This window comes from Halioglobus japonicus (genome assembly GCF_001983995.1).
Classification (GTDB): domain Bacteria; phylum Pseudomonadota; class Gammaproteobacteria; order Pseudomonadales; family Halieaceae; genus Halioglobus; species Halioglobus japonicus.
Genome location: NZ_CP019450.1, coordinates 2,091,749 through 2,113,072, shown reverse-complemented (window position 1 = coordinate 2,113,072; position 21,324 = coordinate 2,091,749). Strand labels below are relative to the sequence as shown.

Here is a 21,324-nt window from a genome sequence, read left to right as displayed (position 1 = left end):
CAATGCGGTGCATAACAGTGCATGTTCGCAGACTAAAACGGGCTTAATGCATACCCTTGCTGGTGCAACAAGGTGGCGGTGGTGCTGCCTGACATCGCTATCTCCACCCCCTTAATACCGTCATCAGCTGACACATCGCGGTAGGCGGCAGACTGGCCGCATAAATAGAACTTCGCGCCCTTCGCCAACAGTGCTTTCACCAGCGGCGCGCTCGGGTTGGTACTACCGAAGCCCTGATCATTGAGAATATCGCGATGCGCCGGCCCTGACACAATAGAGGCGACATGAATCTTGTCTGCCGGCACACCGGCCCAGTACTGCAGATTCATATAGCTGGCTCCGTTATCGAAGCTGCGATTATATTGACCCTCGTCCGCGCCGTGGGTCACGTTAAACATCACCTTCATAGCGGCGCCCGCAGGCGGTCTGGGAGCGTCTACCCGGGCAATGGGACCGTAGCCTTCAATTAGGTCGCCAGCGACAAACTGTTCCGGGCCGGCGACCGCATGCATTCCGAATACCATCAGAGTAAACAGCGTGAATGTGTGTATCGTCGTCACAGGCATTACCTCTTGTAACGGTTTGCAGGTACACCATCTATCAAGCACCTGGTAGGGAAAGCCTAGGCTTCTTCAACCGCCAATGTGTCTTCGTCGCCACGGAGCATATAGAGAATTTTAGCGACGAAAATACCCATGAACACATAGCCCAGCAGAGCTTCGGCCATGACCCAGATCTTGGCATCGTGGACCGGCCGGAAATCCCCATAGCCCAGGGTCGTCCAGGTGACGACACTGAAATACATGGCGTCCAGCCACTCGGGGCTAATGGTCTGCCCGGTAGCGCTGTCGATAATCCCGAAGGAACGGTAGATCAACGCGAAATAGAAGATGACCAGGATCGCCTGGACCAGAAAAAGGAACAGTTTCAGGCCACGGTTATCGCTGTGAAAAAAGGTGTAGCTGTAATAAAAAGTGGTGAGGCATAGCACCACGATCGAACTCCACAGCGACCATCTGCCGAGCACCGAAATACTCGCGGTCAGGGCAAAGGCCGTCAGCAGCCCTGCCAACAGGACCAGTTCATCGCGATAACGCCTCAAACTTTTCTCCTACACGGTTTATGTCGTGAGAATAACTTTACCACGGGCCTTGCGATCAATCAGACAGTTGAAGGCATCTTCATACTGCTCTAGAGGGAAGCAATCGGTGACTACCGGGTTCAGCTTACCTTCTTCAAACAGTTTCCAGAGTTCTTCCACATTCTGCATCTGCACCGCGGGTTCCTCACCGGCAAACCGGCCCCAGAACACCCCTACCAGAGAGCAGCCCTTGAGCAGTGTGAGGTTGAGGGGAATCGCAGGAATCGGGCCGCTGGCAAAGCCAATCACCAGATAGCGGCCATTCCAGCCCATGCTGCGCACAGCTGGTTCGGCGTAGTCGCCGCCGACCGGGTCGTAGATCACATCCACGCCCTTGCCACCAGTGAGTTCCTTGACCGCAGTCTTCAGGTCCACCTCGGAGTAGTTGATCACCTCGTCGGCGCCCAGTTTTTTGCACAGCTCCAGTTTTTCTTCGGAACTGGCGGCCGCAATCACCTTGGCGCCCATCAGTTTGCCAAGCTCTACCGCCGTCGAACCCACGCCGCCAGCCGCGCCCAGCACCAGCAGGGTTTCACCCGGCTTGAGCTCAGCGCGCTGCTTGAGCGCGTAATAAGACGTGAAGTAAGTGATGCAGACACCGGCAGCCTGCTCAAAGCTGAGCGTTTCCGGCACGGGGAATGCAGCCAATTCATGCGCCACAGCCTGTTCACAGAACGCGCCAGTGCCGCCCGCAAAGATGACCTTGTCACCGGGCTGATAGCGGGTCACCTTGTCGCCCACTTCGCGCACAATACCCGCGCACTCGCCGCCGGGAATAAACGGCATATCGGGCTGCATCTGGTACTTGCCCTGGATCATCAGTACATCGGGGAAGTTGAGGCCCGCGGCCTTCACATCCACCAGAATCTCGTGCTCACCGGGTGTTGGCGCCTGCCAATCCTGTTCCAGGTTTAATTTTTCAGGCAGACCGTGTTCGCTGCAGATTACTGCTCTCATGCCACTTACTCCCCGGTGATTCCGAGCGCCTCTGCGGCCTTGGCGACAAATTTGAAGCCCTGCTCTCCGCCTGCCTGCAGCGCGCGTTCGCCTGCGGGATCGGTAATCGCATCCCAGTTGGCGGCAATCGCCTCTGGCGTTTGCTGGCCCTCGGGCAGGTAAACACCTTCGGTCTCAATCATGCGAGCGACTGAATAGCCACCTGCACCTGCACACAGGATGGTGCGGGTAGGAGCCTCTTCGCTCACCAGATACAACACCGCAGGAGTCACTTTCTCAGGTACCAGCAGATCCAGCGCCTCCTGGGGCATCAGGCCTTCGGTCATGCGAGTCGCCGCGGTGGGCGCCAGAGCATTGACCTTGATGTTGTACTTCGCGCCTTCCTGAACAAGTGTATTCATGGCACCCACAACACCCAGCTTGGCGGCGCCATAGTTGGTCTGCCCGAAGTTACCGTAGAGCCCGGATGAAGAGGTCGTCACAACAATACGGCCGTACTCCTGCTCACGCATAATGTCCCAGCAGGCCTTGGTGCAGTTGATCGTGCCCATCAGGTGCACGTCTACCACCATCTTGAAGTCGTCCAGGGAGCCCTTGGCGAAACTCTTGTCACGCAGGATACCGGCATTGTTGATCAGGATGTCGACCCGGCCCCACTTGTCCATGGCCTGCTGGACCATGGCTTCCACCTCGTCGAACTTGGCCACGTTGGCACCGTTGGCAATGGCTTCGCCACCTGCCGCTTCGATTTCGGCCACTACGGCAAGCGCCGCTTCACTGGAGCCGCCGGTACCGTCGGTCGCGCCGCCCAGGTCATTCACAACCACTTTGGCGCCGCGCGCCGCCAGCTCGATCGCATGGCAGCGACCCAGGCCTTGTCCAGAACCGGTAACAATGGCCACCTGGCCGTCATAACGAATTGTCATACTTCTACTTCCTCTTGAATCGGGGTGAGCGCCAGTCAGGCACAAACCACCATGTTGAGCCATTCAGCAACCAGGGCGGGTGTTTCCTCGCCTTCGATTTCCACGGAAATGCCCTGCTTGATCAGCAATCGTCCGCCTTCTTTTTCGGTGAGGCTTAACAGTTCGACATTGGCGCGAACACGCTTGCCCGCGCGCACCGGCGACAGGAAGCGGATTTTGTCAAAGCCATAGTTCATGCCCATGACAATGTTATCCGGCATGGCACCGACCTCTTCGATCATCTTCACCAGCATCGACAGGGTCAGAAAGCCGTGGGCGATGGTGCCGCCAAAGGGGGTCTGCTTGGCCGCCTCTTCATCGATGTGAATAAACTGGTGGTCTTCGGTGCAGTCAGCGAAGGTATTGATGCGGTCCTGGGCGATGGTAATCCAGGGGCCGGGCTCGAATTTGGTTCCTACCAGAGCGTGGAATTCCTCTAGAGTGACTGTGCTTTTCGCCATGTGTTATCTCCATAGTTTCGACCAAAGGGACTGCATAGTAGCAGTGGCGGACCCAAGTAAAAACTATTGTCAGTAATCGAGCCAATTAATTGGATGAATATGGGGCAATTAGCCAGCCTTATTGGCCTCCCGAGTGTCACCCAGGTGACACAGGCTGCAAGACTTCCGGGGATATAGTGTAAGGCTCATAACCCTATAAAGATTTAACGCAAGGAAGACTCTATGCAACTTCGCAAATGCACCCTGGCGGTGGCGGTGGTCAGCGCCGTGTTGTCAGGCCAATCACAGGCCCAGGCCGTACTGGAAGAAGTCATTGTCACCGCCCAGAAGCGCGCCGAAAGCCTGCAGGATACCGCCATTGCCATTACCGCGCTGTCCGGAGACATGCTCGATGATCTGAATATCACCTCTGCGGGTGACTACGAAGCGCTGGTACCCTCGCTTTCCGTGCGCGAAGAACCGGCGCGACTGGCCTTGCGCGGCGTGGGTCGTGTCACCAACTCACTGGGCACAGAACCCGGTATTGCGGTCTACGTTGACCAGGTTTATTCATCAGAAATCAATGTGCTGAGCCGCTCAACCTCCCTGACCACAGAACGCGTGGAGATACTGCGTGGGCCACAGGGCACCTTATTCGGACGCAATGCCACTGGCGGCGCGGTCAATGTCACCACCAAGCGTCCCACCGAAGAGTTCGAACATCACGTGCGGGCCACGGTTGGCAACTACGACACCGTTAATCTCGGCGCCTCTTCCTCAGGACCGCTGGGTGACAACCTGGGCTACCGTGTCTATGCGTATCAGCAGACCCGCGATGGCTATATTGAAAATCAATCCGGCAAGGATATTTGGGATCTAGATAACACCGGATTCGGAGCTCAATTAAGCTGGGATATTACTGACAATCTGGACGTATGGTTGAGCTATGCCAGCGACCTTACGGATGACCATCGCAGCGGCCTGCTGTCTCCAGGCGTACTCATCACGCCCTACCAGTCCGACCTGCAGACCCAGGACGGCTTCTTCCTCAGTGAACAGTATCAGTGGGACAAGGAAAACCCCACCGTTAAGGACATCTACACCATCGATCACGGCGACGTACTGCGAGCCAAAGACGAAGACAACCACAAGTGGACGGCACAGCTTACATGGCACCTGGACACACTTTCTGTGCGCTACATTGGCAGCTACATTGAGAACGAATTCAGTGGCACTGACGGCGATTTCGGCTTCACTTCCAATCCTGATACACGCGGCCTGGAAAGCATCGAGCAGATTCAGGACAGTAGCAGCCACGAAATCCAGCTGATCTCCGATAACGATGGAGAACTGCAGTGGGTCGCAGGTATCTACTATTGGGAGGAGGATAAGTCGCAGCCCTACCGCGCCTACACCCCCACGGCCAACTACCTCGACTACACCGTTGACGATGTTGATTTCCTGAACATGGACACCCTGCAGCCCAACCCGGGGCGCGACCAGGTGCGGCAACAGGCTGACCTCGAGAGCGAATCGCTCGCAGTCTATGCAGATGCCAACTACCAGTTCAATCCAGAATGGAAGCTGACCGTCGGCGCCCGCTACACCCAGGATGACAAACAGGGCTTCGAGTCACAGTTTATTGCCGCAGACGTGGAAGCGATCCCCGGCGCAGAGGCACTGATCCCACTGTGGCAGGCGTTTGGCTTCCCGGAGAACTGCTGTGGCTTCCTGGTACTGGATGACGCCATTGATAATCGCCGGGTCAAGGACGATTGGAGCAATGTGTCGGGCCGGGTAGTTCTGGACTATACGCCTTACGAAGATACGTTAATCTACGCGAGCATTGCCAATGGCTACAAAGCCGGCGGCTTTAATCTGGGCACCCTCACGCCAGAGCCGAGCTTTGACGAAGAAACCGTTCTCTCCTACGAAATCGGTTACAAGGGCACATTCAACGACACCGTGCGTCTGAATGCCGCTGCCTACTACTACGACTACAGTGATATGCAGGTACGCGTACCGCGCCTGACCGAGCAAAACCTGCCGGTGCAACAGCTCACTAATGCCGCTGAATCCGAGGTATACGGCATCGAACTGGAAGCCACCTGGCTGGCCACCGATCAACTGACACTGATGGCCAACTACAGCTACCTGCACGGTGAGTACTCCGACTTCTGCTGCGAGATCGATACCATTGGTGATCCCGACGGCGGCCCCAAAGATTTGTCCGGCAACCCTCTGATTCAGGCGCCAGAGAATAAGTTCTTTATCAATGCGAGCTACGAGATTCTGACCGCAAGTGCCGGTGATTGGGTGTTGTCGGGAAGCTACTCCTGGGTGGATGAACGCCAGTATGATGCCTTCAATACTGCCGCTACCCTGGCCGATTCCTACGACCGTGTGGATGCCATGGCCACCTGGTTCTCTCCGAACCAGAACTGGCGCGTCATCCTCAGCGGCAGAAACCTGACTGACGAGGAAACTTACACCAGTCTAAATCGTCTCAACTCTACCCGTGCTCTCACTGGATGGCCCAACGCCCCACGCACCTACAGCCTGGAAGTCCAGTTCGATTTCTAAGCTGCGCGGGCCCGGCATCGTGCCGGGCCCTTTCTTCACCCCGCTTCTATTTGCCGCATAATCTCGCGGTGACGTGCCTCGGTCATGGGATACCGGCTCGAGATCGCTACCGTTGCTACAAACAGAATAAACATCACCGGTCCAGAGAAGATGGCCAAACTTGTCACCGCCTCCTGCGGCACTGATTCAGGGTTGGCGGACTGGGGAAAGCGGATAATATCCAGACCCACACCTGCAAAGAAGCTACCCAAACCGTAGCTCGCCTTGGTAGCAAACGATCTGGCCGCGAAGAACAAACCCTCTTCCCGCTTGCCACTATTAAGCTGGTGCTCATCGATACAATCGGAGAGCATCGAATCCAGAAGAATCATGTAGGCAATAAAGAAAATATGGGACATCCCGTTGAGACTGAATATCAGCACAAACTTCAGCTCGGTACTGATGGTCTCGAGATAGCCACCAAAGTACAGCACCTGGGGTGAGAAGGCGAAAACCCCGCCGGTGACCACACAGATGTTCAGCGCCCAACGCTTGTCGAAACGACGCGACAAACCCTGAGCGACCAGAGACGCAAACAGAATGCCCACCAGAACAGAGCTCGCCAGACCGGCCAGATGTTCGGGCTGAAATTCGAAGACATAGGTTGCCACGTAAATCAGCAGCGTCTGGACAATACCCGCCAGCGTGCAGAACACCAGAATCGCAGTAAAGAGTGTCCTGAATGAAGCCTGGCGCAAGGTGCGGAACACATCGATAAATGCCAACCACGCACTGCGCTCATTGGCGGTGTGAACGGGCTGACTCAGCCTGGGTATTGATCGCCAGGTACCATTCACGGATATCAGCATGGCCACGGAACCCAACACACCGCAGAACATTCCAAACCCCGGATAGCTGGCGGCATTCAGCATGCCATTCGGAAAACTTTCTGTGGGTGGGAAAAAGATCGAAAAACCCACCACGCTGGTGACCAGTATCCCGGCATAGGTAAAAAATACCCGGTAGCCAATAAGCGACGTCCGCCCGTAATAATCAGTGGCCAGTTCCGCACCCAGGGACAGATGCGGCACATAAAACAGCGTCAGCATTAAGCGCACAGCAATCGCCCCGCCGAGCATCCAGGCAAACAACGCCAGCTGCGACAGCTCATCCGGCGGCGAGAAAAGCATCAATATGGCAATGCCAAAGGGTATGGCTCCGGCCAGCATAAAGGGATGGCGCCGCCCCAGCGGGAGCGGAATCGGTCGGACACCTGCCCCACCATCGGATCGGTGATGGCATCGACCATAAGCGCCATCAGCGCAGCAAGCCCCGCCAAGCTACCGGATAAACCCAGCACCTGGTTGTAGTAGAAAAACAAAAACGTGCTGAATGCCGACTGTTTCACGCCGTCGGATAACTGCCCGACACCGTAGCTCAATCGCATTCCCAGTGAAGGTACCGCCATCAGGATTGACCACCGCTGCCGTGACGATGATTAACCAGAGTGCCGCCATCAACGGGAATCACAGTGCCCGTAGTATAGGCACCGCCCCGACCGCACAAATACACAGTAATCCCCGCCATTTCCTCAGCGCGTCCAGCGCGAGCAATAAGCGCATTCGCCTCTACCTCCTGCAGTTGTTCTGCAAGAATATGTTCTGTCATTTTGCTCGGGAAAAAACCGGGGGCAATGGCATTAACCGTAATGTGTCGCTCGCCAAGCTCAACCGCAAGGTGCCGGGTTAAGTGATGGACTGCTGCTTTGCTCGCGGTATAGGCGAAGTTAGGCGCCGAATGCACCGTCGGAATGTGCAGCCCTTCCATTGAACCAATATTGATCACTCTGGAAGGCGAGTCCATCGTCACGCCCTGTTCTAGCAATGGGGTTAGATCTCTTGTCAACGCAAACACGGCGCTCACGTTGGTACTCATGACCTTGTCGAAACCAGCCTGCGGGTAGTCTTCATAGGCGGCGCCCCAGGCGGTTCCTGCATTATTGACCAGTATGTCCAGAGCGGTTTCGCACTCCATCAATTGATCTCGCAGCGCCAACCGCGACGCCTCGTCAGCAACATCTGCGGGAACAGCAATGCAGCTTCCCCACTTGCTCAGCTGCTCGGCAGCGGCCAGGCATGCTTCGGCTTTTCGGGCGGAGATATAGACGCGCGCACCGGCTTCCAGCAGCCCCTGCGCAATCATGAAGCCAATGCCCCTGGAACCGCCAGTGACAAGGGCAACCTTACCCTCCAATCCAAACAAGTGCTGTATGTTCAAACTATCGCTCATTGCGTGACTACTCCCCGATTTGAAAGCAAACCATCGAGCCTGCCGACTACACTGACTGCGGATTGCGGCAAAAGCAGGCCAAACTCACTCGCCATATTCACTCTGAGTTCAATGGCGTCGCGGCCCAGCTTGTCCATGAGTGTAAACGGCCCCCATGGCGCATGCATACCGACAGTCCACGCCAGGTCCACCTGCTCAGCTGAAACAATATCGTCTGTTACCAGCGTTACCGCTGCGGCCAGCAGCGCGGCTTGCAGTAGCGCAGCACATTCATCATCGGCGTTGTCAACAAATGTTTCGCTACTGTAGGCCGGTTCGGGGTAATGATAAAAACCCTGACCAGACTGCATGCCCAGGCTGCCATCGGCCAGCATCGACTCCAGCTGCGCCACAATGGCATGCTGATAGGCCTGCAGGGCATCCTCCCGCTGGCGATGCAACCAGGCATCACGAATCACACCGAGGCCAAACAAATCGATTAGCGCAAAGGGGCCCATCAGAGCCTCCTGTGCCTTACCCCAGGAAGCATCGATAGTCGCCACGTTATAACGCCCTTCAACCAGCATCGCCAGCGAAGTGCCCAGCACACTGCCCAGCATGGCGTTCAACACATAACCGGGGTTTTCTTTTTTCAATACGAGCGGCACGCCGCGCAGGCTCGTGACGTAGGCCTCGAGTCGGTCAATAACATCACTGCTGGTAGCAGTACCCGGCACAATGTCGACCAGAGGTGAGGCATAGTGCGAGTGAAGCGCGGCGAACCGTTCTCGTCGCACGACTTGTCGCTCAACCTCGGACACCAACAACGCCGATGAGTTGGTCGTCAGCAGCGTCGACGGATCGCAGAGTGCATCGAGTTCCGCGTGCACTTGTTGTTTTAGCGCCAGCTCCTCGTAAACCGATTCATTGACCAGATCTGCCTGCGCACAGGCACTGGCGAGATCGCTGGTCACCCGGGTCCGTTGCGCTGCGCCCTGGACGTCCTCCTCGGAGCACCAACCAGCGCCGACCAGCATATTGGCCATGTCGCGCTGGCGCTCGGGCACGGCGGCCAGGCTTTGCTCACTGGCGTCATAAAGGGTTACGGTGTAACCACTGATTGCCGCGGTCAGTGCGTTATAGCAGCCCATGGTGCCCGCTCCGATAAGGGTCACACGATCAATGCCTGGCTTGTTGTGGTTATTCACCTATCCAATCTCCCTGGGCAGACGTTCCATGACGATGAGGTTCGTGCTGCCGCGGGCCACTACGGCGGGCAGCCATTGAACAACGGGTAAATCTGCCAGTGCATTGATAATGTGGCACTGCGTGGGGTTTTGCTCCCAGGATTGCTGCTGCCAGGTCACCTGCCCTTCACCAACCCAGGCTTCCTCGATGATGTTTTCCGAGGGAAAGGTAGTGAATTGACTGCTGACTACACCAAAGCCGCTAATACCGGGCAAGCATCGCCACGCCATAGGATGATCTCGACCTTCGCGAGCAGCCTCGCTCGCCGCGATCTCCTCGGCCGTCGGCGCTCGCAGCCCAGAAACACGCATCTCGAGAAACGTGTGATTAAAGTGATGAGCCCGCGTGCTCCAGCGCCCATCGTCAATCTGATGCTCATCAATGCTGGCGAAGAGCTTGGGGATGCCCTGTAATTCTCTGCCGGTGAGGATGGGGTCAGCCAGGTCCTCCCACATCACCAGGCAATAGTTGCCCTCCAGCTGATCTCGCTCACCCTGAAATTTGGCAGCTACCGAAACCGACACCAGGTTGTAGCCGTGGCCGGCCAACCAATCGACGTCGCGATTGCACGCATAGGTAATCCTGACCACGGGAACCTCGGCAACCGAGTATGGCTGAGGAAGATACTGGGCGACATGCTCTGCATCGGTCAGAAACGACAGAGTCATGCTGGTCACATCGCGATACCAGCCGCTGGATCTAGGGGATGTTGGCCGCGGCCCGAAGTGAACGGGCATCATATAGCTGCCCTGAGGATCAAACTGAAACATGCGCGACTCCGCTGATGATGAGTCGCCCATGTTAGCAATGGACTTTCGTCCGCCCCTGTCACCCAGGTGACTGCACGAACTCAATCAAAAAGGTCTATTTCCGCCTCCAGTTCGTCCAGGTCGCGCACCCAGACGTGATCACCGCGATGCTCGATCAGACCCCGACTGACCCAGTCCCGAAACACCCGATTCACCCGCTGGCGGGACCCTAGCGCGAGGCGCGCAAAATCGTTTTGACTGACCTTAATCTCAACTAGCACGCCTTCATCTTGCGCAACGCCATGCTCCTCGCAGAGGTGGAGCAGACGTCCAGCTACACGGGCTTTTAATGGGTAAAAGAGAATCCCACCGATGAGCTCATGCAGGCCGCGCAGAATGCCCAGGCTGTAGCGAAACAGGTTTTCATACATGAGAGGATGTTGTGCACCTACCCTAAGCACCGTGTCGCGGGGAATCACCAGCAATCGGGTAGAATCAATGACCTTCGCCTCAATCACCCGGCCTTCATCGCTGACCAACCCGGGCTCACCAAACCAGGTGCCCGGCTCACGTTCAACCAGGGCAAATTCCTGGCCATTGGGGCTCATCAGGGAGACTCGAACCCTGCCGGACACGATGCAAAACACCTCGGTGGTGGGAACACCCTGCTCGTAGATGTACTGCCCCTGAGTCATATCCCGGAACTGGGCAGTGCTGGCCAGCGTCTCCAAAGCCTCCTCCGGTAGGCCCTGAAACCAGGGCGAATGTCGAACCAGTTCCAGTGGTTCACGGTTGTCGCATTGGCCAGAGTTGGCAGCAGTCACATTGAGTCCGAGTGAGGGTTGGCGCGGCCATGGTAGCAGTGCCACTCCTATAGTCAAAACCGAAATCCACGATTAATAACTTCAATTGGATAACATTGTATTGATAGCCTAGATTAAATCCAGACATTCACTGATCACAGGAGATCACCATGGCTGCTATTACTCAGGTACCCAACGTCACCTTCAAGACCCGCGTACGCGACGAGTCGGTAGAAGGCCCTAACCCTTTCCGCTGGCAGGACACGAGCAGCGCCGACCTGTTTGCCGGCAAAAAGGTAGTCGTGTTCTCGCTGCCTGGCGCGTTCACCCCGACCTGCTCGTCCAACCACCTGCCCCGCTACGAGGAGCTGTACGAAGAGTTCCAGGCCCAGGGTGTGGACGACATTATCTGTGTGTCAGTAAACGATGCCTTCGTCATGTTCCAGTGGGGCAAACACATCGGCAACGAGAAGATCACCCTGCTGGGTGACGGCAACGGTGAGTTCACCCGCAAGATGGGCATGCTCGTAGACAAATCCAACCTCGGATTTGGCATGCGTTCTTGGCGCTACTCCATGCTGGTCAATGACGGCACTATCGAAAAGATGTTTGTCGAGCCGGACTTCGGTGACAACTGCCCCACCGATCCGTTTGAAGTGTCCGACGCGGACACCATGCTCGCTCACCTCAAGGGCACAGATGCACCGGGCGTTTCTGCACCAGTCAAAGCCTTCGAAGGCTAACCCTGGTTACACGACGGACGCCGCTGCGGCGTCCTGAGCCCGCCGGCGCAGCGTATTGCTGCGCCGGTCTTCGCCGTCATGGCTCCAGCCCGGCGCGAAAAACACATAGCGCAGTTTGTCCCGCCAGCATTCAGCCCGCTTTACGTCATGCCACAGCGCCCGATACTCATGGGTCGCCACATCTACAGGCCGATACGACGTAATATTTTTGGTGAGCCCATATACCGGCGCTTCGCCCTCGCGCTCGGCGGTAAACGAACCAAACAAGCGATCCCACACAATCAACACCCCGGCGTGATTGCGGTCGAGGTAGGCAACGTTAGAGGCGTGATGCACGCGGTGGTGGGAAGGCGTATTGAACACGTATTCCAGCGCCCGCGGCAGACGACCGACCAGTTCCGTGTGAATCCAGAACTGGTAAAACAGGTTGATACTCATCATGGTAAATACCATCAAGGCATCAAAGCCCAGCAATGGCAGCGGCAGCCAAAACATGTACTTGTGGATGCGCTCACCCACCCCCTGGCGCAGCGCTGTCGCATAGTTCATTTTGACCGCGGAGTGATGGCTGACATGTCCGGCCCAGAACAGTCGCACTTCATGGTTGGCACGATGCATCCAGTAATAGGTGAAGTCATCGAGTACAAACAACAGCGCCCAGGCCCACCACTGGCGCTGGACTACATCCTTGAGCGGTGACCATTCGTGCAGCTGGTAGATCACCACAAAGAAAAACAGCTTTGGCAGAATGTCGACGAATGCGACGAATACCGCCATCCACAACGATGCCTTGGTATCGCGCGTCTCGAACAGCTCAAGACGCTGCGTGCGGCTGTATGCATATTCAAGCGCCAGGGCGCCAAAGAATAGCGGCACAAACCAGTAGATCAGGTCATCGCTGCGAAAGTCCGTGAGCATTGCCTGCCAATCCATATCAAATTATTACCGTTGGGAAGACACAAACCCTCACTATACCGATATTAGGCACGAAGGACACAGAGCACTGCGCGAGCGGCACGACAGTGGCGGGACAGTGATTGACTTCTATACTCATTTTCAGCTTTGGCACACGCTGGGGCGGTGGTTCTCACCACCATCACCACGGCCACGGCTGGTACGGCGGGGGCTATCGTGGCCCGGTCGTGATCAATACGGGCAACATCAATATCGGCAACAGCGTTAACGTCGGTAACCGCACCATTATCGGCAACAAGATCAAGCGCAATGAGGTAACGGTAAATCGCGACGGCATGCGCCGCGACAACCTCTATACCCGCAAAGAGAATTGCAACCGCCTGGCGGATCCCGGCGTGGCGCAGCGCGATGCAAAAAAGGCCCTGTCCAACAAGAACATGGGGAACAATGTCTACGCCGACCGCGATGGCAAGATCTCGCGCAACGTGAACAACAAGTGGGAGTCTCTAGACAAGGGACAATGGAAGGCAGACAAGGAGCTCAACAAAAAGCCCACCCAACCGGTTCAGCGTGATTACAGTAAGGTCGGTCAACGCGACCACCAGAAGCCGACCACCCAGGACCGCTCCCATAACGCCAGCAGGGATATGCACAAACCCACTACCCAAGATGTGCATAGACCAACCACTAACCAACCGCACAAACGGCCGAGCAACATGAACCGCCAGCGCGATCTGGAGCGGGCTCGCCAGGCCCGGGCCCACGGTTCGCGCATGGAGGCGAATCGGCCAGTACAGCGCCGGGAGTTCCAGCGTCGGCGCTAAGCTGGTACTGTAGGCGGATAGTGTCACCTGCCCGCCTACAGTACATATTTTGAGCAACATCACCAAAACAAAAGACAAATCCGGCCACACACCCATGATGGTCCAGTATCTGGCCATCAAGGCAGAACACCCTCGCGACATGGTGTTTTACCGCATGGGTGACTTCTATGAATTGTTCTACGACGATGCCAAGAAAGCGGCGGAGATTCTCGATATCACCCTTACGGCACGGGGCAAGTCTGCCGGTGAACCCATTCCCATGGCAGGTGTGCCCTTCCACGCCGCTGAGAATTACCTGGCGCGCCTGGTCAAAGCCGGCGTTTCGGTAGCCATTGCCGAGCAGATCGGCGACCCCGCGACCAGTAAAGGGCCGGTGGAACGCAAAGTTGTGCGCGTGGTGACGCCCGGCACAGTTTCCGACGAAGCCCTGCTGGATGAGCGGGTGGATAATCTGCTGTTGGCGCTGAACCACAGCGGCGAAGACTACGGCCTGGCCTACCTCGACCTGAGCACCGGACGTTTCCGCGTGCTGGAAGTGAGTGGCGAAGAGGCCCTCGCCGGAGAGCTGCAACGCCTCAACCCCGCCGAGACCCTCTACTGTGACACCATCGGCCATACGCTGGTCAGTGAACGCAGTGGCGCCCGCGCCCAACCGGCCTGGGAGTTTGACACGGAAAGTGCCCGGCGCGCCCTCAACACTCAGTTCCAGACCCATGACCTGCAGGGCTTTGGTTGCGATGGCCTGGACCTGGCCATCGGGGCTGCGGGCTGTCTACTACAGTATGTGAAAGACACCCAGCGCTCCAATCTGCCGCACCTGCGCAGTATGAGCCACGAGAGCCGCGCCGAGAGTGTCATTCTCGATGCCGCTACCCGCCGCAATCTCGAGATCGACATCAACATGAGTGGCGGTGAGACCAACACCTTGTTTTCGGTGCTGGACAAAGGCGTCACCGCGATGGGCAGCCGCCTGCTGCGGCGCTGGCTGCACCGCCCCCTGACCGATATCACTACCCTTGAAGCGCGCCAGAATGCCATTGCAGCGCTGTGCGCCAACTATCACTACGAAACTGTCCGCGAGCAGCTCAAACCCATCGGGGATATGGAACGTATTCTGGCCCGTGTTGCGCTGCGCTCAGCTCGCCCCAGGGACCTGACCCGACTGCTGAGCTCCCTGGCGGCCCTGCCGCCGCTGCGCTCCGAACTGGGTCATTGTGATGCCCCGCTGCTGGCACAACTAAGCCTTCAGGCGGGCGACTACCCAGAGCTGGTGGAGCTACTGGACCGCGCCATCATTGAGAACCCGCCGGTAGTCATCCGCGACGGCGGGGTCATTGCCGATGGCTACGACGCCGAGCTCGACGAGCTGCGGGAAATCAGTACCGGGGCCGGTAATTACCTGCTGGAAATTGAGCAGCGCGAGCGCGAGACCACCGGCATCAGCACTCTCAAGGTGGGCTATAACCGTGTTCATGGTTACTATATCGAGATCAGTCGCTCCCAGTCAGACCAGGCACCCGCCGAATACGTTCGACGCCAGACCCTGAAAAACGCCGAGCGCTTTATCACCCCCGAACTCAAGGAATTTGAAGACAAGGCGCTGTCCAGCAAGAGCCGGGCCCTGGCTCGGGAAAAAGCACTGTACGACGCGCTCATTGACCGCCTCAACGAACAGCTGGCGCAGCTGCAGGACACCGCTGCAGCGGTCTCCGAAATAGACGTGCTGGCCTGCCTGGCCGAGCGCGCCGAGAACCTCAGCCTGTGCCGGCCACAATTTGTGGAGGACCAGGTGTTCGAGGTTAGCCAGGGACGTCACCTGGTCGTCGAGCAAGTCCTCGAGGAACCGTTCATCGCCAACGACACCTTGCTCGACAGCAAGCGCCGCATGCTGCTCATTACCGGCCCGAACATGGGCGGTAAGTCGACTTATATGCGCCAGAATGCGGTCATCGCCCTGCTCGCCCACATCGGCAGTTTTGTGCCGGCAACCACGACCCGGCTGGCGCCCATGGATCGTATCTTTACCCGCATCGGGTCTTCGGACGACCTGGCCTCCGGGCGCTCGACCTTTATGGTGGAGATGACCGAGACCGCCAATATTCTGCACAATGCCACACCGCGTTCACTGGTGCTGATGGATGAGGTTGGCCGCGGCACCAGCACCTTCGATGGCCTCAGCCTGGCCTGGGCGGCGGCTGTTGAACTGGCGCAACGCGTGCAGGCATTTACACTCTTTGCCACCCACTACTTTGAGCTGACGACACTGCCGGACACCTGTCCGACGATGGCCAATGTGCACCTGGATGCCACCGAGCACCAGGATCACGTGGTGTTCCTGCACCACATTCAGGAGGGCCCGGCCAACCGCAGTTTTGGCCTGCAGGTCGCCAAGCTGGCGGGTATTCCCGGCCCCGTGCTGCAGGCCGCCAGTGACAAACTGCAGGAACTCGAACAAGGGGCGCCGGAGGCACCTGTGGCTCGCACAGTCAGCCCTGTTCCGCCCTCACCCCAGGTCGACCTGTTTGCCAGCGCCGGCCCCCATCCGGTGGTCGAGTCCCTACAGGATCTGGATATCGACGATCTGAGTCCCCGGGCCGCCCTGGAATTGCTCTACCAGCTGAAAAAAAAGCTGTAGTGATGACAATAGCTTAGCCCCATGGCGGAATCCCGGAACCCGGTCACTTTCGAAGGCAAGATACACCTTCAAATCATCAATTCTTGCGGGTAAACTAACGCCCGCTAGTTAGCCCCCCGGATCAAGAGGCGTTTTTGGAATGACATTTGTTGTAGGTGAAGATTGTATTAAATGTAAGCACACGGACTGTGTGGAGGTCTGCCCGGTAGATTGTTTCTACGAAGGCCCCAACTTTCTGGTGATTCACCCCGATGAGTGTATTGACTGCGCTCTGTGTGAACCCGAGTGCCCAATCGATGCCATCTTCTCAGAGGACGAACTCCCCGAAGATCAGCAGGTATTCCTGGAGCTCAACGCCGAGCTCGCCGAGGTGTGGCCCAATATTACCGAGATGAAAGAAGCCCCGGCCGACGCCGAAGAATGGGCCGGCAAGCCCAACAAGTTGGAGCTGCTGGAGCGTTGATCGCCCTGCAATCGCATCTTGAAAGCCCCGCCAATGCGGGGCTTTTTTGTTGATGCGCATCGGAATCTTAATGCTGGCCGCTGGCCAGTCACGCCGCTTCGGCTCGGACAAACGCACAGCCCAGCTGCCCTCGGGCAATACCTTGCTCCGGCAATCATTGCAAAACGCCCTTGGCAGCGGCCTGCCGGTGGCGGTATGCGTACGCCCGGGAGAGGAATCCCTTGCTACTGCGCATGGCGCACAGGCACTGGTCTGCACAGAAGCAGACTTAGGCATGGGACACAGTCTGGCCCAGGGTATCGTCCAGCTACCGCCCTGGGACGCGGTGCTGGTCGCCTTGGCAGACATGCCTGAGATTCAGCCTGCATCTTTTTGCACCATCGCCCGGGCAATCATGCCTGAGACGATTTGCCAGCCCATGTATCACGAGCGCCCGGGACACCCGGTGGGTTTCTCAAAGCGTTTTTTTCCCGCCCTGACGGCCCTACGAGGCGATGTCGGAGCGCGGAGAGTTATCGAGCAGCAGGCTGCCGCGCTGATCAAAATACCTCTGGACGACCCGGGTATTGTGCGCGACATCGACACACCAGCCGATCTGCCGCCGCGCCCTCTGAGTACCTGAAACAAATGCGGGAGAGTCGACCCAGACTCAATAAACTGCACTGCACTGGCGAGGCAGACCGCTATCTTCTATAGTGACACGACAGCGTTCCATAACAATACCAATGAGGACCTACGCATGGACAACAAGATCGTCGCCCTGATCGTTTCTATCCTGCTTCCCCCCCTGGCAGTGTTCTTGAAAAAAGGCGCCGGCTCGGACCTGATCATCAACATTGTCCTCTGCATCTTTCTCTACCTGCCAGGCATCATCCACGCGATCTGGTTGACCGTTTTATAACACTGCATGGATTGGCGAATCGCCTTTGGTCTGGGTGTCACTACCACCTGGATCACCGCCGGCCTGTTCTACCTGCTGGGCATTGTTGGCTGGAATAACTTCCTGACCCTACCCACGGCAGACATCGGTAGCTTTCTGGAAGGTGCCTTCGCGCCCCTGGCCTTTTTGTGGCTGGTGATCGGCCATTTCATGCAACAGAAAGAGATTACGGCAAATACCCGGGCAATCTCGATTCAGGAGCGCAGTGCCCGCCGGCTGGAAGTACACTCCCAGCGCGATTCCTATTTCAAACTGCATGACATGGTGCAATCACAGTTGGGCTCGATCGCGGGGTTCCACTACATGTCCGTGTGTGGCCCCACCGGGACCGGCGAAATCACCGGCGAGGAGTTTGCCGAACAACGCAATCACGCGGCCGCCTCTGACCCCAGCTGGTTCGTACGGAAAATGATTAGACTGGCCGTGGAGAACCGGGACGTAGACGGCGCGCTACAGGACATCTTTTTTGGCACGGATATTCGCGCACGTCATTCCGCAAACTTTTCCCGCGCCTTCCGCAAGCTACAGACCAACGCCGAAGCCGTCGACACCGATGAGATCATTGCCGACGCACTGCTCAATGGTTCCGCTGCCGGCATTCTCTATCGCGTCATACTCCACGTTCAAGCCGACGAGGAAATTGGCAGCCTGATCGGCGACCCTCGAACGGCTGAGGATTCCCCACAGACCGACTGAGTTGGCCTATCCGGCGGCAGCGGCTTCAGGCTCGCGTGAGGACGCCACCATTCCCCGAACCGTAAGCTGATAAATGGGTGCCCCCTTGGCGCGCATGATCGGCTCGATTTCGTCGAACAAGCGCACGTAGTGATAAAACGGCACACGCGAGAATAGATGGTGGATCGAATGATAGTTCTGGAACACCCACAGCCAGGTCACCAGTTTGTGTAGCCGCCCCGGTACCAGAATGGTGGAGGTGTCGACATAGCGACCAACATCGCGGTGCGGCCGATGCACCAGGTAAGCGAACAGGTATAACACGATGGCCAACCCAATCAGCCAGGCAATGCCCATGAGCAACACCACTTCCTGCCAATAGCCGGCGACCAATAGGCCAAGCCTCGGCAGCACCGCGGCCGCTATCTCCAGGCAGAAGTACAGGTTTTGCTTACCCTGAGCACGAGACCAGCGGTGTCTGACGTAGTAGGTGTACTGTCCCCTGGCAACATTGAGCGCTGCCAGCGCAGCGTCAACCGGGGCGTTGCGTATCTTGCTGACGTCAAAGTCAGGGTCCTCCCCGGCGCTGTTGGTATGGCGATGATGAGCCAGATGCTCATGCCGATGGGCAGTAAGCGGCGTCATGAGAATCCAGGCGGCCATATACCCCAGAGACTCATTGATCCAACGCAGTGAGGGGTGACTGCCGCTAATCGAGCCGTGAACAGCCTCATGCAATACGGTGTAGCTCAGGTATGTCACGCTCGCCATCAGCGGCACCGCTGCCCACAGTGGCAGTTGTCCAGTCAGGCTGCCGGCCAGAATCGCCAGGTACCCTGCCCCCAGACTCAACCCGAGGATTATCGTGGGCCAGGCCACCTCGCCCATGTAGCGCTTGGCACTTTGCAATGCCTGCTGGTCCAGCGTGTCCGCCTTGCTCATCGCTCGTCTCCGACCGTATTCAACGAAGTGTCACTATGGCTGTTCGCATAAAAATTGAGCAGTGCAGTTATCGCCATTATGGTGTCATAATCCGCCAAAATATCGAGTTTTGCACAATGAATACGATCAGTCCCGTTTATGCTCGCCTGGTCCTGCGGGACCTCGAGCAGCACGACATCGACCCCAGCCCACTCTTCATTGGCACGGGCCTGAGTCGGCAGACATTGCTTGAGGGCGGTGACATCTCGCTCGACGACTTTCTGCATATTCTGCGCACCGGTCAGGCGCTCGCACCCGACAACCGCCTGGGATTGATGCTGGGCCGCAATGCCCACACCTCGGTGCTCGGGCCACTGGGGGCCGCCATGAACATTGCACCGTCAGTGCGCGAGGGCCTGCGATTGCTGGAGAGTTTTACGCGAGTGCATATCAGCTATATCGACTTCGATATCAGCACTTCGCCGACCGGCGTGACCCTGGGCATCATTTATCGCGAAGACACCGGCACACTGGAATACTTCCACACCGAAACAACGGTAATGCTGCTGCAGCAGTATATAGAGACCACGGTGGGCGAAACGCTGGTCGATGCGCACTATGAATTCGCATACCCCACACCCGACAATCTCGAGGATTATCAGGCGGCGCTGCACGGTGAGCTGAGTTTCGACGCAGCGCGCAACCAGGTCCACTTACCCCGCTACTGGCTGGACAGGCCCTCGCCCTACTTCCACGCCGAGATGTGGCAGCAGGCGCAACTGGACCTGTCGCGTCTGCTGGCAGAACAAAGCAAATCCATTGACGGCACCTTCACACGCCATATCAGCGCCCAGTTACGCAGCGGGGAACCGCCACTTCCCGATCTCGAGGCAGTGGCCGCTAGCCTGCACGTATCGCAACGCACCCTCAATCGACGCCTACTGCAGGAGGGCAGCAGCTACCGCCAGTTAAAATCAGCGGCGCTCGCCCACTGGGGCAAACTCTACCTGGAGCACACCGACGACAGCGTTGAGAGCATCGCTGCGGCACTGGGCTACCAGGACGCGGCAAATTTTCGGCGCGCGTTTCGACGGAACGTAGGGACAACGCCCAACACCTACAGGATGGACCGGCGGGGCGATCGCTAGAAAGTCACTGAGCGAATCACCCTTCAAGTAGGCGCGAAGAACAATGCGAGGTCATCGCGACTCGGGAGGGATGTGCTTGGCCGTGGCGGAGAATTCGCGAAGTTCATCGATGGAGTGACGGGTACTCACCCGCCTGGCCGAGGCAGGCTGATGCTCGAGGCTGACACCGGGCCGCCTTGCGGTTTGCGGCCTGATCGGCCTGGCACTGAAACCACCGCCGCAGTTGGGACACACGTTGTCGAGTATCTCATCGACACAGCGGCGACAGAATGTGCATTCATAGGTGCAGATCATTGCCTCGGTCGAGTCCGGCGGCAGGTCCCTGTCACAGCATTCGCAGTTGGGGCGCAGTTCCAGCATTGGCCTATTCTCTACCCAGTAAATTCAGTGTGTATCCAATGACGAACACGACAAATGCAACCAGACTGATCGGCGGCAGGCCGCCGTGCCAGCCCGAGGGACTGAGCCAACCGGAATAGCCCATGAACAGCAGGTGCAAGCCGCCCAGCGTCAACGCGTAAATCAGGAAGCGCCGCGAGGTAATAAACGCGATAAACGCGACATCCTCGCTCAACTTGGTCTGGAAACTCAGGTTATAGGCCCACAGCACCACAAAGCCGAGAACACCCGCCAGCATACTCAGGCTCGCCACCGGCGTCAGCGTGCCGTCGGGGCTGAAGAATTTGCCGTAGTAGGCCGTGGAAAACAACATAAAGCTGATCAAGGCGTGTATCAGTATCAGCAGGAAACCGGTCATGCCGAAGGCCTTGCGCGCGGCCAGCCACTTGTCCGGCACGGGCAGGCCCAGGTTGCGTGCAGGCCCCAACGCAAAATTGAATGCCAGCAATATAAATGCGGCCAGGCACAGGCCCTTGTTCAGAATGAACATCGAGAACTCGCCCCAGAGGACATCACCCGCGATATGGT

Annotated in this window: 22 protein-coding genes and 1 pseudogene; 9 read left to right on the top strand and 14 right to left on the bottom strand. The window is 57.6% G+C overall.

Going from position 1 to position 21,324, the window contains the following annotated elements; all coding sequences use genetic code 11:
• Nucleotides 1-32: 32 nt before the first annotated feature.
• The 5 genes from BST95_RS09970 to BST95_RS09950 all read right to left on the bottom strand — a co-directional run bounded on the left by BST95_RS09970 (nucleotide 33) and on the right by BST95_RS09950 (nucleotide 3,524).
• Nucleotides 33-560 carry a DsrE family protein gene (locus BST95_RS09970; protein WP_169843906.1) on the bottom strand — a complete coding sequence of 176 codons (528 nt, stop codon included), beginning with the start codon at nucleotides 558-560 and terminating at the stop codon, nucleotides 33-35.
• A 62-nt stretch (nucleotides 561-622) separates the two neighbouring features.
• Entirely contained in the window at nucleotides 623-1,102 is a 480-nt protein-coding gene (locus BST95_RS09965; RefSeq protein WP_084199159.1) for a potassium channel family protein, read from the bottom strand.
• 18 nt (nucleotides 1,103-1,120) lie between these two features.
• A complete protein-coding gene (locus BST95_RS09960) occupies nucleotides 1,121-2,098 on the bottom strand; it encodes an NADPH:quinone oxidoreductase family protein (protein WP_084199157.1) in 978 nt (325 codons plus the stop codon).
• 5 nt (nucleotides 2,099-2,103) lie between these two features.
• Entirely contained in the window at nucleotides 2,104-3,024 is a 921-nt protein-coding gene (locus BST95_RS09955) for an SDR family NAD(P)-dependent oxidoreductase (protein ID WP_084199155.1), read from the bottom strand.
• 35 nt (nucleotides 3,025-3,059) lie between these two features.
• Nucleotides 3,060-3,524: a MaoC family dehydratase gene (locus BST95_RS09950; RefSeq protein ID WP_084199154.1), complete on the bottom strand. Its 465-nt coding sequence runs from the start codon at nucleotides 3,522-3,524 to the stop codon at nucleotides 3,060-3,062.
• Nucleotides 3,525-3,746: 222 nt separating this feature from the next.
• Here BST95_RS09950 and BST95_RS09945 point away from each other — a divergent pair, with 222 nt between their 5' ends.
• Nucleotides 3,747-6,086, top strand: a complete 2,340-nt coding sequence (locus BST95_RS09945; RefSeq protein WP_084199152.1) for a TonB-dependent receptor — start codon at nucleotides 3,747-3,749, stop codon at nucleotides 6,084-6,086.
• Nucleotides 6,087-6,121: 35 nt separating this feature from the next.
• On the opposite strand, the pseudogene BST95_RS09940 reads toward BST95_RS09945, so the two are convergent.
• The 5 genes and pseudogenes from BST95_RS09940 to BST95_RS09915 form a co-directional block, all read right to left on the bottom strand.
• Nucleotides 6,122-7,512: pseudogene (locus tag BST95_RS09940) on the bottom strand (MFS transporter).
• A gap of 20 nt (nucleotides 7,513-7,532) precedes the next feature.
• Nucleotides 7,533-8,354 carry an SDR family oxidoreductase gene (locus BST95_RS09930; RefSeq protein WP_084199146.1) on the bottom strand — a complete coding sequence of 274 codons (822 nt, stop codon included), beginning with the start codon at nucleotides 8,352-8,354 and terminating at the stop codon, nucleotides 7,533-7,535.
• The gene (locus BST95_RS09925; protein WP_084199144.1) at nucleotides 8,351-9,541 is read right to left on the bottom strand and encodes a 3-hydroxyacyl-CoA dehydrogenase NAD-binding domain-containing protein; all 1,191 of its coding nucleotides are present in this window, start codon (nucleotides 9,539-9,541) and stop codon (nucleotides 8,351-8,353) included. The genes BST95_RS09930 and BST95_RS09925 overlap by 4 nt, the downstream gene beginning before the upstream one ends.
• Nucleotides 9,542-10,351: an acetoacetate decarboxylase family protein gene (locus tag BST95_RS09920; protein ID WP_229801648.1), complete on the bottom strand. Its 810-nt coding sequence runs from the start codon at nucleotides 10,349-10,351 to the stop codon at nucleotides 9,542-9,544.
• A gap of 80 nt (nucleotides 10,352-10,431) precedes the next feature.
• The gene (locus BST95_RS09915) at nucleotides 10,432-11,154 is read right to left on the bottom strand and encodes a Crp/Fnr family transcriptional regulator (RefSeq protein ID WP_146004198.1); all 723 of its coding nucleotides are present in this window, start codon (nucleotides 11,152-11,154) and stop codon (nucleotides 10,432-10,434) included.
• Between the two features lie 149 nt (nucleotides 11,155-11,303).
• Here BST95_RS09915 and BST95_RS09910 point away from each other — a divergent pair, with 149 nt between their 5' ends.
• Complete coding sequence (locus BST95_RS09910) at nucleotides 11,304-11,876, top strand: peroxiredoxin (protein WP_084199140.1); 573 nt, start codon at nucleotides 11,304-11,306, stop codon at nucleotides 11,874-11,876.
• 6 nt (nucleotides 11,877-11,882) lie between these two features.
• Here the strand turns inward: BST95_RS09910 and BST95_RS09905 are convergent, their stop codons facing one another.
• Nucleotides 11,883-12,809, bottom strand: coding sequence for a sterol desaturase family protein (locus BST95_RS09905; RefSeq protein ID WP_084199138.1), 927 nt, complete (start codon nucleotides 12,807-12,809; stop codon nucleotides 11,883-11,885).
• Between the two features lie 104 nt (nucleotides 12,810-12,913).
• Here BST95_RS09905 and BST95_RS09900 point away from each other — a divergent pair, with 104 nt between their 5' ends.
• The 6 genes from BST95_RS09900 to BST95_RS09875 all read left to right on the top strand — a co-directional run bounded on the left by BST95_RS09900 (nucleotide 12,914) and on the right by BST95_RS09875 (nucleotide 18,349).
• Nucleotides 12,914-13,615 (top strand): hypothetical protein, encoded by a 702-nt coding sequence (locus BST95_RS09900; RefSeq protein ID WP_084199136.1) that lies wholly within the window; start codon nucleotides 12,914-12,916, stop codon nucleotides 13,613-13,615.
• A gap of 94 nt (nucleotides 13,616-13,709) precedes the next feature.
• On the top strand, nucleotides 13,710-16,250 hold the full coding sequence (mutS, locus tag BST95_RS09895) for a DNA mismatch repair protein MutS (protein WP_084201130.1): 2,541 nt from the start codon (nucleotides 13,710-13,712) through the stop codon (nucleotides 16,248-16,250).
• 139 nt (nucleotides 16,251-16,389) lie between these two features.
• Complete coding sequence (fdxA, locus tag BST95_RS09890) at nucleotides 16,390-16,713, top strand: ferredoxin FdxA (protein ID WP_066052401.1); 324 nt, start codon at nucleotides 16,390-16,392, stop codon at nucleotides 16,711-16,713.
• A 70-nt stretch (nucleotides 16,714-16,783) separates the two neighbouring features.
• On the top strand, nucleotides 16,784-17,335 hold the full coding sequence (locus tag BST95_RS09885; RefSeq protein WP_169843904.1) for a nucleotidyltransferase family protein: 552 nt from the start codon (nucleotides 16,784-16,786) through the stop codon (nucleotides 17,333-17,335).
• Nucleotides 17,336-17,452: 117 nt separating this feature from the next.
• A complete protein-coding gene (locus BST95_RS09880; protein WP_082849972.1) occupies nucleotides 17,453-17,614 on the top strand; it encodes a YqaE/Pmp3 family membrane protein in 162 nt (53 codons plus the stop codon).
• Nucleotides 17,615-17,620: 6 nt separating this feature from the next.
• Nucleotides 17,621-18,349 carry a hypothetical protein gene (locus tag BST95_RS09875; RefSeq protein ID WP_084199132.1) on the top strand — a complete coding sequence of 243 codons (729 nt, stop codon included), beginning with the start codon at nucleotides 17,621-17,623 and terminating at the stop codon, nucleotides 18,347-18,349.
• 6 nt (nucleotides 18,350-18,355) lie between these two features.
• On the opposite strand, the gene BST95_RS09870 is transcribed toward BST95_RS09875, so the two are convergent.
• Nucleotides 18,356-19,270: a fatty acid desaturase family protein gene (locus BST95_RS09870; protein WP_084199130.1), complete on the bottom strand. Its 915-nt coding sequence runs from the start codon at nucleotides 19,268-19,270 to the stop codon at nucleotides 18,356-18,358.
• A gap of 116 nt (nucleotides 19,271-19,386) precedes the next feature.
• On the opposite strand from BST95_RS09870, the gene BST95_RS09865 reads away from it, so the two are divergent.
• Nucleotides 19,387-20,397, top strand: coding sequence for an AraC family transcriptional regulator (locus BST95_RS09865; protein ID WP_169843903.1), 1,011 nt, complete (start codon nucleotides 19,387-19,389; stop codon nucleotides 20,395-20,397).
• Between the two features lie 51 nt (nucleotides 20,398-20,448).
• On the opposite strand, the gene BST95_RS09860 is transcribed toward BST95_RS09865, so the two are convergent.
• Nucleotides 20,449-20,757: a DUF1272 domain-containing protein gene (locus tag BST95_RS09860; RefSeq protein WP_084199126.1), complete on the bottom strand. Its 309-nt coding sequence runs from the start codon at nucleotides 20,755-20,757 to the stop codon at nucleotides 20,449-20,451.
• Between the two features lie 4 nt (nucleotides 20,758-20,761).
• Nucleotides 20,762-21,286 (bottom strand): hypothetical protein, encoded by a 525-nt coding sequence (locus BST95_RS09855; RefSeq protein ID WP_084199124.1) that lies wholly within the window; start codon nucleotides 21,284-21,286, stop codon nucleotides 20,762-20,764.
• Nucleotides 21,287-21,324: the final 38 nt, after the last annotated feature.

Bases quoted from the DNA above. Each gene is read 5' to 3' on its own strand.
- BST95_RS09955 (WP_084199155.1), bottom strand. From the start codon at position 3,024: ATGACAATTCGTTATGACGGCCAGGTGGCCATTGTTACCGGTTCTGGA.
- BST95_RS09860 (WP_084199126.1), bottom strand. From the start codon at position 20,757: ATGCTGGAACTGCGCCCCAACTGCGAATGCTGTGACAGGGACCTGCCG.
- mutS (WP_084201130.1), top strand. From the start codon at position 13,710: ATGATGGTCCAGTATCTGGCCATCAAGGCAGAACACCCTCGCGACATG.
- BST95_RS09865 (WP_169843903.1), top strand. From the start codon at position 19,387: ATGAATACGATCAGTCCCGTTTATGCTCGCCTGGTCCTGCGGGACCTC.
- BST95_RS09960 (WP_084199157.1), bottom strand. From the start codon at position 2,098: ATGAGAGCAGTAATCTGCAGCGAACACGGTCTGCCTGAAAAATTAAAC.
- BST95_RS09885 (WP_169843904.1), top strand. From the start codon at position 16,784: ATGCTGGCCGCTGGCCAGTCACGCCGCTTCGGCTCGGACAAACGCACA.
- BST95_RS09920 (WP_229801648.1), bottom strand. From the start codon at position 10,351: ATGTTTCAGTTTGATCCTCAGGGCAGCTATATGATGCCCGTTCACTTC.
- BST95_RS09875 (WP_084199132.1), top strand. From the start codon at position 17,621: ATGGATTGGCGAATCGCCTTTGGTCTGGGTGTCACTACCACCTGGATC.
- BST95_RS09950 (WP_084199154.1), bottom strand. From the start codon at position 3,524: ATGGCGAAAAGCACAGTCACTCTAGAGGAATTCCACGCTCTGGTAGGA.
- BST95_RS09855 (WP_084199124.1), bottom strand. From the start codon at position 21,286: ATGTTCATTCTGAACAAGGGCCTGTGCCTGGCCGCATTTATATTGCTG.
- BST95_RS09880 (WP_082849972.1), top strand. From the start codon at position 17,453: ATGGACAACAAGATCGTCGCCCTGATCGTTTCTATCCTGCTTCCCCCC.
- fdxA (WP_066052401.1), top strand. From the start codon at position 16,390: ATGACATTTGTTGTAGGTGAAGATTGTATTAAATGTAAGCACACGGAC.
- BST95_RS09945 (WP_084199152.1), top strand. From the start codon at position 3,747: ATGCAACTTCGCAAATGCACCCTGGCGGTGGCGGTGGTCAGCGCCGTG.
- BST95_RS09905 (WP_084199138.1), bottom strand. From the start codon at position 12,809: ATGGATTGGCAGGCAATGCTCACGGACTTTCGCAGCGATGACCTGATC.
- BST95_RS09910 (WP_084199140.1), top strand. From the start codon at position 11,304: ATGGCTGCTATTACTCAGGTACCCAACGTCACCTTCAAGACCCGCGTA.
- BST95_RS09930 (WP_084199146.1), bottom strand. From the start codon at position 8,354: ATGAGCGATAGTTTGAACATACAGCACTTGTTTGGATTGGAGGGTAAG.
- BST95_RS09870 (WP_084199130.1), bottom strand. From the start codon at position 19,270: ATGAGCAAGGCGGACACGCTGGACCAGCAGGCATTGCAAAGTGCCAAG.